Annotated in this window: 14 protein-coding genes; 4 read left to right on the plus strand and 10 right to left on the minus strand. The window is 45.1% G+C overall.

The features are described from left to right. Positions 1 to 196 precede the first annotated feature (196 nt). Entirely contained in the window at positions 197 to 3,061 is a 2,865-nt protein-coding gene (gcvP, locus tag VME0621_RS15100) for an aminomethyl-transferring glycine dehydrogenase (RefSeq protein WP_062462153.1), read from the plus strand. Positions 3,062 to 3,284: 223 nt separating this feature from the next. Next, positions 3,285 to 3,623 carry a HopJ type III effector protein gene (locus VME0621_RS15105; protein ID WP_062462150.1) on the plus strand — a complete coding sequence of 113 codons (339 nt, stop codon included), beginning with the start codon at positions 3,285 to 3,287 and terminating at the stop codon, positions 3,621 to 3,623. 63 nt (positions 3,624 to 3,686) lie between these two features. Here the strand turns inward: VME0621_RS15105 and VME0621_RS15110 are convergent, their stop codons facing one another. The 5 genes from VME0621_RS15110 to accD form a co-directional block, all read right to left on the minus strand. After that, complete coding sequence (locus VME0621_RS15110; RefSeq protein ID WP_062462147.1) at positions 3,687 to 4,514, minus strand: CPBP family intramembrane glutamic endopeptidase; 828 nt, start codon at positions 4,512 to 4,514, stop codon at positions 3,687 to 3,689. A gap of 215 nt (positions 4,515 to 4,729) precedes the next feature. Continuing rightward, complete coding sequence (gene tpx, locus VME0621_RS15115; RefSeq protein ID WP_062462144.1) at positions 4,730 to 5,233, minus strand: thiol peroxidase; 504 nt, start codon at positions 5,231 to 5,233, stop codon at positions 4,730 to 4,732. Positions 5,234 to 5,549: 316 nt separating this feature from the next. Next, complete coding sequence (locus VME0621_RS15120; protein ID WP_062462140.1) at positions 5,550 to 6,008, minus strand: hypothetical protein; 459 nt, start codon at positions 6,006 to 6,008, stop codon at positions 5,550 to 5,552. A 181-nt stretch (positions 6,009 to 6,189) separates the two neighbouring features. Then, complete coding sequence (locus tag VME0621_RS15125) at positions 6,190 to 7,509, minus strand: ferredoxin reductase family protein (protein WP_062462137.1); 1,320 nt, start codon at positions 7,507 to 7,509, stop codon at positions 6,190 to 6,192. Positions 7,510 to 7,587: 78 nt separating this feature from the next. After that, complete coding sequence (gene accD / locus VME0621_RS15130) at positions 7,588 to 8,457, minus strand: acetyl-CoA carboxylase, carboxyltransferase subunit beta (protein WP_062462135.1); 870 nt, start codon at positions 8,455 to 8,457, stop codon at positions 7,588 to 7,590. 110 nt (positions 8,458 to 8,567) lie between these two features. Here accD and VME0621_RS15135 point away from each other — a divergent pair, with 110 nt between their 5' ends. Together VME0621_RS15135 and bla are read left to right on the plus strand one after the other, a co-directional pair. Then, the gene (locus VME0621_RS15135; RefSeq protein WP_062462132.1) at positions 8,568 to 9,467 is read left to right on the plus strand and encodes a LysR family transcriptional regulator; all 900 of its coding nucleotides are present in this window, start codon (positions 8,568 to 8,570) and stop codon (positions 9,465 to 9,467) included. Positions 9,468 to 9,530: 63 nt separating this feature from the next. Next, positions 9,531 to 10,382 carry a class A beta-lactamase gene (gene bla / locus VME0621_RS15140; protein ID WP_062462129.1) on the plus strand — a complete coding sequence of 284 codons (852 nt, stop codon included), beginning with the start codon at positions 9,531 to 9,533 and terminating at the stop codon, positions 10,380 to 10,382. Between the two features lie 111 nt (positions 10,383 to 10,493). Here the strand turns inward: bla and VME0621_RS15145 are convergent, their stop codons facing one another. The 5 genes from VME0621_RS15145 to VME0621_RS15165 are packed head-to-tail and all read right to left on the minus strand — an operon-like array spanning position 10,494 to position 16,103. Then, positions 10,494 to 11,186 (minus strand): ABC transporter ATP-binding protein, encoded by a 693-nt coding sequence (locus VME0621_RS15145; protein WP_031493825.1) that lies wholly within the window; start codon positions 11,184 to 11,186, stop codon positions 10,494 to 10,496. A 19-nt stretch (positions 11,187 to 11,205) separates the two neighbouring features. Continuing rightward, positions 11,206 to 12,489, minus strand: coding sequence for an ABC transporter permease (locus tag VME0621_RS15150; protein WP_062462126.1), 1,284 nt, complete (start codon positions 12,487 to 12,489; stop codon positions 11,206 to 11,208). A gap of 2 nt (positions 12,490 to 12,491) precedes the next feature. Beyond that, positions 12,492 to 13,706 carry an ABC transporter permease gene (locus VME0621_RS15155; RefSeq protein WP_062462123.1) on the minus strand — a complete coding sequence of 405 codons (1,215 nt, stop codon included), beginning with the start codon at positions 13,704 to 13,706 and terminating at the stop codon, positions 12,492 to 12,494. After that, positions 13,703 to 14,974 (minus strand): TolC family protein, encoded by a 1,272-nt coding sequence (locus VME0621_RS15160; RefSeq protein ID WP_062462119.1) that lies wholly within the window; start codon positions 14,972 to 14,974, stop codon positions 13,703 to 13,705. Before VME0621_RS15160 ends, VME0621_RS15155 begins: the two co-directional genes overlap by 4 nt. Beyond that, the gene (locus tag VME0621_RS15165; protein ID WP_062462116.1) at positions 14,967 to 16,103 is read right to left on the minus strand and encodes an efflux RND transporter periplasmic adaptor subunit; all 1,137 of its coding nucleotides are present in this window, start codon (positions 16,101 to 16,103) and stop codon (positions 14,967 to 14,969) included. The genes VME0621_RS15160 and VME0621_RS15165 overlap by 8 nt, the downstream gene beginning before the upstream one ends. Between the last annotated feature and the right edge of the window lie 30 nt (positions 16,104 to 16,133).

The following is a 16,133-nucleotide window of genomic DNA, read 5'->3' on the forward strand; positions in this document are numbered from 1 at the left end:
GTCGCCTAACGTCAATCGACGCATCAGTAAAAAGCGTCGTCATCCCTGCGTAGGCGGGGATCTTATTTTAGTTGGGCACATACTTTTAGTTGATTCCTGCCTGCGCAGGAATGACGTAAAAAGTAGGAATGACGTTAAAAATTCGAGCAACGATTTTAAAGATCTCGCAGAGGATCTTTGAGAAGGTAAAGGAATCATGACTGAATTACTTCAAAGCCTAAGCACGCAAAATGAATTTGTTGCACGCCACAATGGGCCAAACAAATCTGACCAACAAAAGATGCTGGACGCGATTAACGTACTCAACCTAGATACGTTAATTGAAGAGACTGTCCCAGCGCAAATCCGCCTTGAAACGCCAATGACGCTAGACGCTCCAATGAGCGAAGCGGACATGCTGGTTGAAATGAAAAAGTTCGCGGATTTGAACCAAGTTAAACGCACATTCATCGGTCAGGGTTACTACAACACCTTCACGCCAAACGTGATTCTGCGAAATGTTCTGGAAAACCCAGGCTGGTACACAGCCTACACACCTTATCAGCCTGAAATCTCTCAAGGCCGCCTTGAGTCACTTCTAAACTACCAACAAATGGTCATGGACCTAACTGGTATGGAAATCGCTAACGCGTCGCTACTTGATGAAGCAACTGCAGCGGCAGAAGCGATGACCCTATGTAAGCGTGCTGGTAAGAGCAAGAGCAAAGTCTTCTTTGTCGCTGACGATGTACACCCACAAACGTTAGAAGTTGTGAAAACTCGTGCAGAGTTCATCGGATTCGAAGTTCAAGTTGGTTCACTTGAGTCACTACCTGAACAAGATGTGTTTGGTGCATTAGTACAGTACCCTGGCACAACAGGTGAAGTACGCGACCTAACTGACATCATTGCTAAAGCACAAGCAAACAAGACGCTAGTAACGGTAGCCACCGATCTTCTTGCTTCTGCCCTACTTAAACCTGCGGGTGAAATGGGTGCAGACGTAGTTATCGGTTCTGCACAACGCTTTGGTGTACCAATGGGCTACGGCGGTCCACACGCAGCGTTCATGGCAACAAAAGATAAGCATAAGCGTACTATGCCAGGTCGTGTTATCGGTGTTTCTATCGATACTAACGGTAACCAAGCACTTCGTATGGCAATGCAAACTCGTGAGCAACACATCCGCCGCGAGAAAGCAACATCGAACATCTGTACTGCACAGGCACTGCTTGCCAACATGGCTGCGTTTTACGCGGTTTACCACGGTGAAGAAGGCCTTAAAACTATCGCTCGCCGTACACACCACATGACAGCTATCCTAGCAGCAGGTCTGACTAAGTCTGGTTATGAATTGGCTCACAACAGCTTCTTCGACACCATCACAGTCAACACTGGTGAGAACACAGATAAGCTGCTTCAAAAAGCCGTGGCATCTGACATCAACCTACGTCAACTAGATGGTCAAATCGGTATCAGCTTCGATGAGACAACAACGATTGAAGATATCAACGTCCTATTTGCCGTCTTCGAAGTTAAAGAGAAAGTAGAAACTCTATCTGCTGAAATCGCTGGTAATGAGTTTGCTGCTATTCCAGAGAACTGCCGTCGTACTTCTCGCTACCTAACTCACTCTGTGTTCAACACGCACCACAGCGAAACACAGATGATGCGCTACCTAAAACAGCTTGAGAACAAAGACTTCTCACTGACGCACGGTATGATTCCACTAGGCAGCTGTACCATGAAGCTAAACGCGGCAGCTGAAATGATTCCTGTAACTTGGCCAGAGTTTGGTTCTATTCACCCATTCGCACCAATAGACCAAGCGGCGGGCTACACAGCCCTAGCTACTGACCTTAAGAAGAAGCTATGTGAAATCACAGGCTACGATGAGTTCTCACTGCAACCTAACTCAGGTGCATCTGGTGAGTACGCTGGTCTGATTGCGATTCAACGCTATCATGAAAGCCGTGGCGAAGGTCACCGTAACGTTTGTTTGATTCCAAGCTCCGCACACGGTACTAACCCAGCGACAGCGTCTATGGTGTCAATGAAAGTGGTAGTAGTGAAGTGTGACGACAACGGTAACATCGACACTGACGACCTAGCTGCGAAGATTGAAAAACATCGCGAAAACCTATCAAGCATCATGATCACCTACCCTTCTACACACGGTGTGTACGAAGAGCATGTGAAAGAAGTGTGCGAAATGGTTCACGAAGCTGGCGGTCAGGTTTATCTAGATGGTGCGAACATGAACGCGCAGGTTGGTCTGACTAACCCTGGTTTCATCGGCTCTGATGTTTCTCACCTGAACCTTCATAAAACCTTCTGTATCCCACACGGTGGTGGCGGTCCAGGCATGGGTCCTATCGGTGTAAAATCACACCTAGCACCTTTCCTTCCAGGCCACATCGAAAATGGTGTTGAAGGTAGCGATTACGCGGTATCTGCGGCAGATCTAGGCAGTGCTTCTATCCTACCAATCTCTTGGGCATACATTGCAATGATGGGTGAAGCGGGTCTAACTGACGCAACTAAAGTCGCGATTCTAAACGCGAACTATGTAATGGAACGTCTACTTCCTCACTACCCTGTTCTTTACCGTGGCACTAACGGCCGCGTAGCGCACGAATGTATTATCGACATTCGTCCACTTAAAGAAGAGACAGGCATCAGTGAAGAAGACATCGCTAAGCGTCTAATGGACTACGGTTTCCACGCACCAACGATGTCGTTCCCGGTTGCTGGCACGCTAATGGTAGAGCCAACAGAGTCCGAGGACCTTGAAGAGCTAGACCGTTTCTGTGACGCAATGATTGCTATCCGCAACGAGATGACACAAGTTAAAGAAGGTGTTTGGCCACTAGATAACAACCCACTTGTTAACGCGCCTCACACACAAGTAGACCTTTCAAAAGAAGAATGGGATCGCCCATACTCTCGCGAATTAGGCTGCTTCCCTTCACGCGCAACTAAGAGCTGGAAATACTGGCCAACGGTTAACCGCGTAGACAACGTGTACGGCGACCGTAACCTAATTTGCTCTTGTCCAAGCATTGATAACTACGAAGACTAGTTTTCTATGCCACAAATGATACTCAAAAGCGAACCTTAATCGGTTCGCTTTTTTATTTTAAGGACTAATGGGCTGCTTTAAAAGCTCTGCCATCAGGCATACAAACTGCGAAGAACGAACCGTAACTCCCCGTAAACTAGTACTTTTCTATATAGATATCGTCACATTCTGTTGGCTGGGTGTTATAGTAGCGACTCTAAACAAGTATCAAGGATAAAGTAAAATGGATAAATTTCTAAAGCTACTGGCGACTAAGCCTAATGAAGTCACTTTCGAGCAAACAATGCAGATTATCGACGAACATTTTGACTTTAGCCCAGTCAGCTTTGTAAACGGAGAAACCGAAAATCAGGCAGGACAAAACAATGGCTCTTGTAAGATTTTTGCTTTTGCTCAGATACAAGGATTAGACGAACCATCAACACTAGCTTGCTTCGGCCAGTTCTATCGTGATGACGTGTTAAAGAATCCAGATGGCAGTGACCATGCCAACATTCGTAATTTTATCCAGCATGGCTGGGCTGGTATTCGCTTTGAAGGTGCGGCGTTAACAGCGAAGTAAGGTTTAGCGATGATGGATTTGGTCTGCAATATTGATACTGTAGACCAACAATTTCCGCCACTTTTATTTCATAATTGGATAAGTAAAGAATAATAGATGAGCCAAATTAAATAAGAAGTGGAATAACACTGTAACCCAAAGTCGTGAACTGTAATGATAAATCAAGCCGTAGCCCACACCAGCTAATGTTGCAAAAGAAACCAGTAGTAAACCACCATTAAAGTGCGCTATACCAAATAGCAAACTCGCCGCAGCTACGCCCACAATCCAACCAAATCGTTTACTTAGTGATTGCTGTACAAAACCACGGAAGAAGGCTTCTTCTGCTGTACAGGTAAGCAGTAAGTTATTTAACGAAAATAGCCACCACCAATAAGGCATTGTAAACTCTGGCTGCAACGCACCGAGTTGCCATGCAAAGGGTAACAAGCCAAATAATGGGATTGCGCTAAATAAAATAGCTTTGTAATTAAACGTAGCCTTACTTCCTAAAATTGCAGGGTAAGCCAACAACAAACCGAAAAAGATGAACGGCTTATCAAGGTTTAAGTACATAGTAAACGGGATGCTTTGGGGGCCTGCGATAACAGAATCAAGCACTTTCGCATTACCAAAGCCTGGTATTAAATGTAAGAAAAGAACCACGCACCAGAGCAGAATAAATAGGTAACTTCCTAATTGCCATTTTCGTTCCAAACTCGGGGTTTTATAAGCAGTGGCAAGGCCAACAAGCAGTGTAGTCAAGCCGATGATGTTAAGCCTGTTCTCTATCAAGCCGCCAATCAAGCTGATAATAACAAGAGCGATACTAAGTCTAGTTTTATCAACAAAAGCAAAGATAATGGCCAAAGAGAGTGGTAGCCAAATCCACATGGAGGTATCTAAAATCATCGAAAGCCTTTAGAAAAATTGCAATACCGAAGTGATTCTTTAAGACAATGCGCAGTTAGGTTCGACAGCACCACTACATTAGTAATGTTTAGATTGCCTAAACAGTAAAGCGCCCCACAAACCAAGGCGCTTTAATTAACATATGCCGTACAGCTAGAGATGAAGTAGCAGTAAACTACAAATACGCTTCTCTGCTCGCACTGCTTGTTTTAGTTTTATTGCTTTACCGCAGCAATTGCAGCATCGTAATTTGGTTCGTTGGTTACCTCTGAAACTAACTCACTGTGAACCACTACGCCTTCTTTATTCACACATACGATTGCACGAGCCGTCAAACCTCGTAGAGCACCTTCTGGAATTGCCACTCCATAGGTTTCTGCAAAATCTGCGCTACGGAAGGTCGATGCGTGCTGAACATTCTCAACCCCTTCAATTTCACAGAATCGACCAGCGGCAAAAGGTAAATCAGCTGAAATACAGATCACTTGCGTATCTTCTAGCTGCGCTGCTTCTTCATTGAAACGCTTTACACTAGTCGCACACACAGGCGTGTCAATGCTTGGGAAGATATTAAGAATCAGGTTATTACCTGTAAGGCCTGATAACGTAAGGTCCGATAAATCAGACGCAGCAAGAGAAAACTCAGGTGCAGAATCACCAGCTACAGGAATAGAGCCTGCAATAGTTACAGGGTTACCTTGGAAAGTTACTTGTGCCATTTTTATACCTTTACTTTCTGTTATATGAGTACCTAAATATAAAATCGCATTCGTATAACTTGTTCAAGATCAATTTTTCAGATCAGACCTGACATTTCTATACAGACATAATGCTCTTGATATGAACAAAGCTGCATTTATTAACCAACATACTAGTTCTCACCTAACATATTTCATGTAAGCCTGTACTGAAGTTGCTGATACAAAAATGGACAGAACTCGTTTTGGAATACCTAACATTCGCAACTTATGTATTCTCTTTTATTAAGCTTATTTACCATTCTCAGAGAAGCTACGTTTTCCTTCGACCTATTTGTTAACTGGTAGCTATCCGTTTACTAGATTTCCCTACGAGTTTGATATCTGGATGCTTATGAGAAACAATTTCTACACACTCATCGGAGGTTGCCATTAAATGAGACCATTCATCTTCATAGCCTGAAATGAACGTTATTGGACTTTCTTTACTCCATTGATGCCCTTTAATAAGAGCACAATTTGGGAATTTCTCCCCTACCGCCCAAAGTTCGAGTAAACCGCCTTCATCTAATAGGCGAAACCCACTTACCGTTTCAAACATGACATCGTATAGAGTTTCAGTTTCTTCATGGAAGACACTTACTATCAATGCGTAATCTTTATGCCGCTCACTTCCTTTAAGCTCGTAACCACTACCATCTGGATACGTCACTGAAAAATGCCTTCCATTCCATGATAAATCGACGATATATATCGTTCCTTCACTGAATGGAGTGTCCCATTCTTTAACTTCCATATGTCTTCTCCCATTCACTGATTCAAGCGACCTAACGCTTATTGGCTGATTTTTCGTGGATTTTGTCGTTCAATATTGCAGTCTTTCTATACCAGTTCAATTACCAACCATTAGTTTATTTTTGGTTGAACACATCAAACAGCACCTTTGAACCTTGTAAGAGAATCCGAACTAAACAAGATCAGCGAAAGTTGAACAACTCTGAATGAAAATTCTTTGTGTCGAATCTGATTGCCTTTAGTTGAGCCAGCAACGCCTTCCTAAATCCAACAGGACCGCAAAACCAAATGCTTCGCTGCGCAATATCAGGATGTTTTTGGCGTATCTGCTCAATAGACAAAAAAGGTTTTAGCCGATTATCGATCACATGAAACTCAACGTTTGCTTTTCTGGCTGCACTTTCCATCTCTATGATCAAAGAAGGCGATGAGCTCTCGGTACAATAATAGAAAACAACTCCACCTCTATCTGGTTGTTGGGCGAGTTCATCCAATCGGGCTTTAAACGCCGCGCAACCAATCCCCCCAGCAATCCATACTTGCTTTTTACTATCGTCAAAATCGAACTTGCCATACGGACCTTCAACTTCTATCTGTTGTCCTATTTGAACTTGCTTATGAATGTTGCCAGTAAAGTCGCCAAGAGCCTTAATTAAAAAGCTTACATTGCGCTGTTTACTATCTACTGAAGCGATAGTGAACGGGTGAGGTTCTTCGCTGCCAATCCTTACAAACGCAAACTGACCAGCTAAATGACCTCTCCAACTTGGAAGATGGACGGAAAGTCGCGTCGTATGATTTTCTTTGCTATAAACCACCTCACTGATAGTGCCAGCATGTTTGTTGTCTTTGCCAATCCACCCAATCACACTCAAAATGGCAGCCGTAATGCCCGCAAGAACAACGAACACAGTGATTGGTGTGATAATGTTATCCCAATATGAGTGTTTGAGAAGAATCAGCGAGTGATAGCCAATAGCGATAAAGGCAATCGCCATCAGTTTATGAGTCCATCTAAAAAACTTATAGCGAACAGGAGCAAATAACGCCAATACCGTTAAAACGACAAATAAGTACAACGTCCACTCGCCCATTGTTTCCGCACTGCCACGCAAAGGACGAATTAAAGCATAGAAAGAGTCAGGGTCGATGGACGAAGCACCACGCTGAGGTCGTTCAAGATACCCCGCACGCACCAGTTGTTTTGGTACGATAGCAAGTAGCCAGTGAATAACGCCTATGATAACAGCATAAATTGCTACCCATTTATGTAGGCGATAAGACTTATCTAAGCCTCGGGTAAAATTCTCAATCAGTGGTAATCTCAAGGCGAGCAACATTACTAGAGTTAATAGAAGTACTGAAACGATACCCGTGATTTGGATTAAGGCGCTTCGCCACTGCATGAAGGTTTCATTGGCGATCAATGAAGGCTCCGCTTGAAGCCAAATAAAGATGATAGCCAGGATGAGGGCGAGCACCATTGAATAGAGTTTGTTCATAATAACGCTCCTGTTGAGCTTTAACTCTACTCCTTCTAATGTAACCCTACGTCAGGGAGAGTAAATCAGTGTAAATGCTTAATCACTCTCTTCCACCAGCTGACTATTGGTCATCTTAGATAAAAGCTCAGCGATTCGATTTCTCATATCGCGCCTATCCACAATCATATCTAACGCCCCATGCTCCAAAAGAAACTCACTTTGCTGAAAGTCTTCTGGCAATTCTTCACGTACGGTTTGCTCAATGACTCTGCGTCCAGCGAAGCCAATTCTTGCTTGGGGTTCACCAATATTAATGTCACCTAGCATAGCGATGCTGGCAGACACACCACCATATGTTTGGTCAGTGAGGACGGAAATATAAGGTAATCCAGCCATTGATAGTTGATTCAAAGCGGCACTGGTTTTGGCCATTTGCATCAATGCCATTAAAGATTCTTGCATCCGTGCACCACCACAAGCTGAAAAACACACTAGGCCACAATTGCTATCTCTCGCGACGTTAACAGCGTGAACAAACCGAGCGCCTGCTACCGACCCCAAAGAACCAGCCATAAACGAAAACTCAAACGCGCAGGCGACAACAGGCAACCCCATAAGCTGTCCCTTCATTGCGACGAGGGCATCTTTCTCCCCAGTTTCTTTTTGTGCTGAAGCTAAGCGGTCGGTGTAATGCTTTTTATCTTTAAAACCCAAGATATCCTCTGGTTGATAGTGACTTGCAATTTCAACCTGTTCCTCGGTATCTAAGAAACTAGCGAGACGCCGACGTGCTGTTATTCGCATATGGTGACTACATTTGGGGCATACCTCCAAACTCAGTTGCAACGCTTTGTTGTAAAGAATGTGGCCGCATTGAGGGCACTTTCTCCACAAACCTTCGGGTACGTTTGCTTTGCGATTACTAACCAGTTTTTTTCTATGTAATAGCTTTTGAAGCCAACTCATGTGCGTTTATACCTTTGTAATCCAACTGATTTCATCATTGTACAAACTCATAATTAGCAATAAAGTGTCGATATTGAGTTACTAAATCCAACATTTTGGGACAATAAGTCATGCTTGAGAGAATTGACCAACAATGGCTAAAGAGCTTTCATTGTGTGTACGAAAACATGAGCTTTAAACGTGCCGCGGAGTTTCTCCAACTTCCAACCTCCAATCTCAGTCGCCATATCAGCTTGCTTGAAGAGCGACTTGATACCCGACTCTTCGATAGAACGACTAGAAGAATTGCGCCGACAAGTGCTGGGGAGCACCTATATCTACTCACACAGCCACTGCTAAATAAGCTTAATGATGCACTTGAAGAGGTTACGTATCATTCTCAAGAGGCCGTTGGACAGTTGAGAATACTGATGCCCGACTCCCCTGTGTTGGCTAATGCCGTGGTAAGTTTCTGCGAAAAACACCCCTCAATATCGCTTAGTTGTGATACCAGCGTCAGCCCCAAGGAGGACTTATTCAACGGGTTCGATGTAATTTTAAAATTCCATCGTGGGAATCTTGACGATACCAATTTGGTAGCGAGGGAAATTAAACGCTGGCCTAGTATTGTAGTCGGTGCTCCGGAACTTCTTGATCGTTACCCTATACCCTTTAAGACCACTGACTTACAACACATTCCTTGCATTAGCAGTCTGACCGCGATCAATGGCGAACCGTGGGTTTTCAAAACGGACAGCGGTGAACGAATTACCCAAAAAGTTAAGTCTTCTTTTAAGGTCAATAGCGGACATCTCGCTAAAACAGGCGCGCTCTCTGGTATAGGGCTGGCAATTCTCCCTAGAGACATATGCCAAGGTGAACTGAGTTCTGGTGCTTTGAAAGTGATAGAAATGGAGCATCAACCTGATGACTTGGTGCTATATGCATTTTACGCGTCAAGAAGGCATGTAGCCAACAAGATACCGTTGTTCATTGAACATATTAAGCACTGTGCGCATTTTGACGGTTGAATAATACCGTTTCCCTAGCAATACTCCGCACCGTAAATTCGCTTTCCTGTAAAAACTGAAACCATGAAAAAACCTGTTTTGCTCTTGAGCCTCATACTTATATCTTTCTTTTCATCTGCCTCAACGCTCGATGAATCTATAGCATCAATTGAGCAACGAATCTCAGGACGCATCGGCGTCTCCGTTTTGGATTCCAGCAATCAACAGCAATGGCACTATCGAGGCAATGAGCGGTTTCCTATGATGAGCACGTTTAAAACTCTGGCATGTGCAAAGATGTTGCATGACGCTGACTCAGGAGAGCTAGACAAGAACGCTTTGGCTCCCATAACGTCTGACAAACTTATTCCTTGGTCACCAGTCACAGAGAAAATGGTGGGCAGTTCCATTACCGTCAGCAAAGCTTGTGAAGCGACAATGGAAACGAGCGACAACACCGCAGCCAATATCGTTCTGCATTCCATAGGGGGACCTCAAGGACTCACTGAGTTTCTACGTTTGAACCAAGATGACGTGACTCGATTAGACCGCATTGAACCAGAGTTAAATCAGGCACTTTCAGGCGATAAACGGGATACAACAACACCAAATGCGATGAATACCACACTGCATCGTCTTCTATTTAAAGGGGCCCTGAATCAAGGCTCGAAAAATCAGTTAATGGCTTGGATGCAAGGGAACACGGTTTCAGATTCATTGCTACGATCGGTTCTACCGCAAGGATGGTCTATCGCAGACCGCTCTGGTGCAGGCGCTAATGGTTCGCGTGGTTTTACTGGTGCTATTTGGGCTGACAATCGCAAACCATTGGTCATCAGCATTTATCTAACACAAACCGACCTATCGATGTCTAAACGTAACCAAATCATCAACGAAATTGGTGGGTTGATTTTCGAGACGTATGCTATCAAGTAACGAACTAAGCACAGCGCTAACTTAGTAGAATGCATGCCGCCACTAATTGTATTCCTCCACTAAGATAGTGGTCGGCATGTTAACTCATTGAAGGAATCTTACGCAGAAGCTCTAAGTCGGCGCTCTATCTGAAATCACCTTACCATCTTTAATAGTAATAATACGTTTAGTACGCTCTGCTAATGCATTGTCGTGAGTAACGATAATGAGTGTTCTGCCTTCCTCATGAAGTTGATTAAACAATGCTTCAATCTCAGCGCCTGACTTCGAGTCCAATGCGCCTGTGGGTTCATCAGCTAGGATAATTTGAGGGTCATTTACCAAGGCTCTAGCAATGGCAACTCGCTGCTTTTGACCACCAGATAGTTGGTTTGGTTTATGGTCAAGGCGATCCCCTAAGCCTACCTGCTCTAGCAGTCTTGCCGCACGCTGGCGACGCTCTTTGGCTTTAATTCCGCCGTACACCAGAGGTAACGCTACATTGTCGAGTGCGGTAGCGTATTCAAGTAAATTGAAGCTCTGGAACACAAAGCCAATCTTCTGGTTTCGAATTGCAGCTAGAGCATTAGCAGTTAAACTCGCGACGTTCTGGCCTGCTAATAAATAGTCACCATCGCTAGGTTTATCTAGGCAGCCAAGCATGTTCATTAAGGTCGATTTTCCAGAACCCGAAGGACCAAGAATCGACAGGAATTCACCTTGGTTAATGGTTAAGTCAACGCCATCTAATGCACGTACTTCCATTTCACCACTAGCGTAGTATTTGCAAATATTAGTCAGCTCAACAAGAGGCATATTTGCCAAGCTTTGTTTCGCGTTATTGTTACTCACTTTGTAATGCCTCCAGCGGGCTGACTTTGGCCGCTCTGTTGGCGGGTAACCAAGCTGATGCGACACCGATAATCATTAGGGTAACGATAACAATCGCGACCACAATCCAAGATAATTCAGGAACAGGCTTTCCGAGTTGTTCATAGAACGCATTGCCCTCAAGGCTGATGTTGCTAATCGCAGAGATCAGAGCGTAAGTGACACCTAACCCTAACGCGCCACCTATCATCATGGTCATAAGAGATTGAACTAAATAATGAACACGGATAGCCGTAGGCGTTGCCCCCACCGCCATACGAACGCCAATGTCGCGAGTTGAACGCTTTACCGTCGCATACATGACATTGGCAATCCCAACACCCGCCACCGCAAGAGTGACAAAACCAATAATGCCGAGGAAGCTTTGTAAGCCAATAAGAAACTGCTGCATACTTTTTTGTCGTAGGAACATGTCTTCCACTTGAACTACTTGCTCGTCATGGACGCTTGCTCCGTGTTTACGAGCGATGACTTGGCGAATGATTTGCGCCAACCTTTTACGGTCTACATTGGCTTTAGGTTCGACGTTTATACCGCCAATGTCTCCATTGGTGTGAAACCGTTGCCAAGTAGCCAGCGGTACAAAGCTCGAATAGTTAATGCCATCCCCTTGCTCAACTCGCCCGCTATTCTTCGCCAAAACCCCAACAACCGTAAATTCCTCACTGCCAATTTTCACCTTTTTGCCAACAGGATCCGCTTGTAAAGTCACCGTCGCAAACCAGTTATAGTCGTCAGTTGGATTAAACAGATCTGCAGCCATTGAATAGCCAAGCACAACCACTTTGCGCATCTGCTTTTGGTCAAGCGGGTTCAACCATCGTCCTCCCGGCAACGGGGTTAGGTTAGTCATCGACGCAAAATCGGTCGGAACAGCTATCGGCTGTTGCCATGAACCTCTATCGCCAACCGTGATGTTTTCATTCCATTGAGCAGTAGGAGCGACACTGGCTACTTCAGGTAACGCCTTGATAACTTGGACATCCTCTTTTTTTAGCTTAAGAAACTTACCTTGGTGGAAAGCGCCATGGTCGATACTGGCGATGCCACCAGTTAAGTAGATCAAGTTGCCATTGCCATTTTGCGCCGTTTTCAGTACTCCTTGACGAATACCCTCACCGACAGCAAGCATGGCAGCAATACATAGCGTTGCCCAAGCCACCGCCAATATGGTTAAACCCAGACGTAACTTTTCTGCTGACATTTCCTGAAAGATTTGTCTTATTGGTAACAACATCGCTACGCCCTCGCACTTAAGGCAATAACCGGAGTAAGGCGTGAACCTCGCCTCGCGGGAAAATAAGAGGCCATCAACGCTAAAATCAGAGTCACCAGTAGCGACCAAGCAATGGAGCCTCCGGTTATCATTGGTGTGCCTAACCACTCGGGAAGAGCGATAGAGTTAAGTAACATTACGGTGGCAAAGGCGAACGCCAACCCTAGCGCCGTTCCAACGGCAACAAGAATAAGCCCTTCAAGGATAAACTGATTCAGAATCGATTTTTGCGTTGCTCCGACTGCTAGGCGTACACCAATTTCTCTGGTTCTTTCGGTAACAGACAGGAACATAATATTAGCAACACCAAGCGCACCAACTGCCATGGTCATAGCGCCACTCGCGCCCAAGAAAATCTGGATACCTCTGAAGATCCCCTTAATCATTGAAGCGCCCTCGCTAAAGTCTGGCATATCAATAGCCTCTCTATCTGTAGGATCAAAATGAAGCAGCTTCGAATAAAAGTCGGCGACGCTTTTTCTGAACGAATGTGCGTCCATGCCCTCGATAGGCTTCATCAACAGCATCCATGGTTTAACGTTCCATAAATCACGATAAGTAGTTTGAGGAATGTACACAGTGCGACTATCACTGAAAAAGCTGGCGGAATCTTCATCTTTGAGCACGCCAATCACTAGAAAAGGAATACCGTTCACTTTGACGGTATGACCTATGGAGAGGCCTCCCATCTTGGCAATTTGGTCGCCTAACACTGCTACACGAGTGTGATTAGCAATATCACTAGGCGAGAAATGGCGCGAGGTGGGTTCGAACTTACTTTGCATAAGGGAGAAATAGCTCGAGTCGATACCATTTACACTGCTCGATAGGTTTTGCCCTTTTTCATTGGTAACGCTGGCATCCCATTTGGCGTAAACACTCGACACAGCGTCGACTAAGCCGGTGTTTTTTATTCTTTCAACTTGCTCTTGGGAAATCGTGATCTGGCGTCTAGAAGGTAAGCCTTGCCAGGCCTTACTGGTACTAGAGGGGAATGCAACCTGTACATTATTCATCAAGAAAGAGAGCTGTTGAGTCTGGTGACGATAAAAGCCTTCTCCAAGTGCAATCAATACCACCACGGAGATAACGCCCCAAGCAATGGCAATAATTGCGAGTGCACTTTTCATGCGGTGCGCCAGCAGAGTTTGCCATGTTTGCTGCATCAGATTGGTCATGAGTTAAGAGCTCGAGATATCAGTGCGATCGTGTCATCATCCAGCTTTCCTGCCGTTTGCAATAAGCCTATGCGCTGGCGCCAATAATTGTACAGATTGGTTTGTAAGCTGTTTTTGGCTTCAAACAGGCTGTTGTGGGCGTTGATTACCTCTGACACTTCCAGCAATCCAGCATCGTACAGTTTCTCTTTACTACGCAGGACTTTCTCTCGAGATAGCACCAGTTTGTCTGCCATCAGCACTTGATTCCAATTGATTTCCACTTGAGTAAATTGCTGCACCACTCGTTTATGGATGTCGATCTCTACTTTGCGAAAGTCCTGCTTGGCGCTGAGAATATTAAGTGATGCTTCATCTACTTTGGCACGCGTCGAGCCATTGAGGTCAATGGGGACACTTAGGGTAATACCAGCACTGAACTCACCATCTTTGCGTTGGTCACCACCGTTGTATCCCACATCTCCCTTTAATGTAGGGTAATAGCCACCTTTAGCAGAATCTCTCGCAAATTCGCTCGCTTTAACATTCTGCGCTGCCACCAGCAGTTCTGGACTGCTGTCTTTCGCTAGCTTTAGCCATTGTTGTTGTGAGTTCACCAACATAGGTGGCTCTACAAGTGAATCGGTACGAATTTGGTCAACGTTTTTTGGCGTTTGATTGATAAGTTCGGCAAGCGTTGCTCTTTTTACTTCTAAGTCAGCTTGCGCGCTCAAAATACCCGCTTGTTCAGAAACCTGAGTTGCCCGAATCTCTTCAACATCCACAGATTTTACTTTACCGGCACGATAGCGCTTCTCGATAATCTTCAGCAGCTTATTGCCTTCTTCTAGCTTGGACTTGGCCAGTTGAAGATCTCCCTGCGCACTTGCTACGTCCAAGTATGAAGACAACAGTCTTTGCGCCAACTCGTTGTGTGAGCGAGAAAGCTCTAGTTGTGCTTTGATGTAGTTCGCGTTCGCCAAGTCTAAATCTGACCATAAACTGCTATCCCAAATAGTTTGAGACAGTGTTGCCCCGTAGCTATTCGAATTGTCTGTCGACTCACTCCAATTAGCAGAGGCATTGGCACTTAAGCCGGGTAGCAGAGAACTGCGCCTTGCATCAACTCCCACTTCACCCAGTTGCACGCCAATTTTAGCTTTTTCATAATTCGGGTCGTTTTGTTTTGCCTGTTGCCAAGCTTGCTCTATAGAAATCGCATAACTTGGTAAGCTCAAGGTAGTAATTAATACCGCACACCCTAATTTCGACAAAGATAACTTAGCCATGTGTGACTCCTGCCATCATGCTGTTATCGATAATCTCTTCGTTCAACTCAACTCCATCAAGCACCTCGACATTGATGCCATCCGATAGACCAAGTTTCACTGGTTGTGTGTGAAAACCCTGCTCAGAAGCATCGGGGATCAATACATTGGGTGTGTCGCCGTTAAATTGCAGTGCTCGCTCAGGTAGAGTTAAGACGTTTTCTGACTTCTTCAGGGTAATTTTAGCTGTCGAGGAGAAACCTGAACGCAGAACCACATCTTGAGGAATCGATAACTGCCCCACTTCCACGCCAAATCCATTGTCGAAACTCTTTGCCGATGAGTTACTTGCTGGTGAATTTAAGTTTTCAGACTGAATAGCAACCTTGGACAGTACTCCGGCAATTTCCACATCAGGGTACGGTGCAACGGTCAACACAACAGGCATTCCTGGAGACAATTGAGCGGCATCATGTTCACTGACACTGCCTTTGAAAATTAAACTATTCATATCCGCTAGCGACATCATGGCGGTGGCTTCTTGGTTGGATTGGGTGGAGATTATTGGTTCACCGACTTCAACTTTGCGATTAAGAACCGTGCCATCAATCGGCGCGTAGATAGTGGATGTCAGACGAGCATTACCGATGGAGGCTTCACCGCTGCGGATAAGCTCAAGGTTCTGACGCTTCTGCAACACATTGGCTTGAGCGGATTTCACTGTCGAACGAGCGCTTACGTACTCATCGTAGTTCTTAGGAATAATGTCCTGCTCAACCAAGCTCTTTAAGTTGGCAAGCTTCTGCTTGGCTGATTCAAGCTCTGCTTCACTGCGCATCAAATCGGTTGAAGCATCGGTTAACGCTTGAGGTGTTGGATTAGGGCGAACCTTGATGAGTGGTTGACCTTGTTTGACTTTTTCACCGACGCTGACATAAATTTCACCTACAATTCCATCAATCTGAGATTTGATGGACACCGAGTGAGCAGGCACGATATTACCAACGGCCACCGCCTGTTTCTCAATAGTTCCCTTTTCTACCGCCAGTGTAGGAAAAGCTAACGGCTGATCCGAAGATTGTAGATAGAAATACGCACCGCCGCCGAGCAGCGCCACACACGCCGCCGAGACCAACCAAATTTTCGCCATCATTCACACCAATTATTGTTACACGACCTT

The organism is Vibrio mediterranei, from assembly GCF_900088415.1.
GTDB classification, from domain to species: domain Bacteria; phylum Pseudomonadota; class Gammaproteobacteria; order Enterobacterales; family Vibrionaceae; genus Vibrio; species Vibrio mediterranei.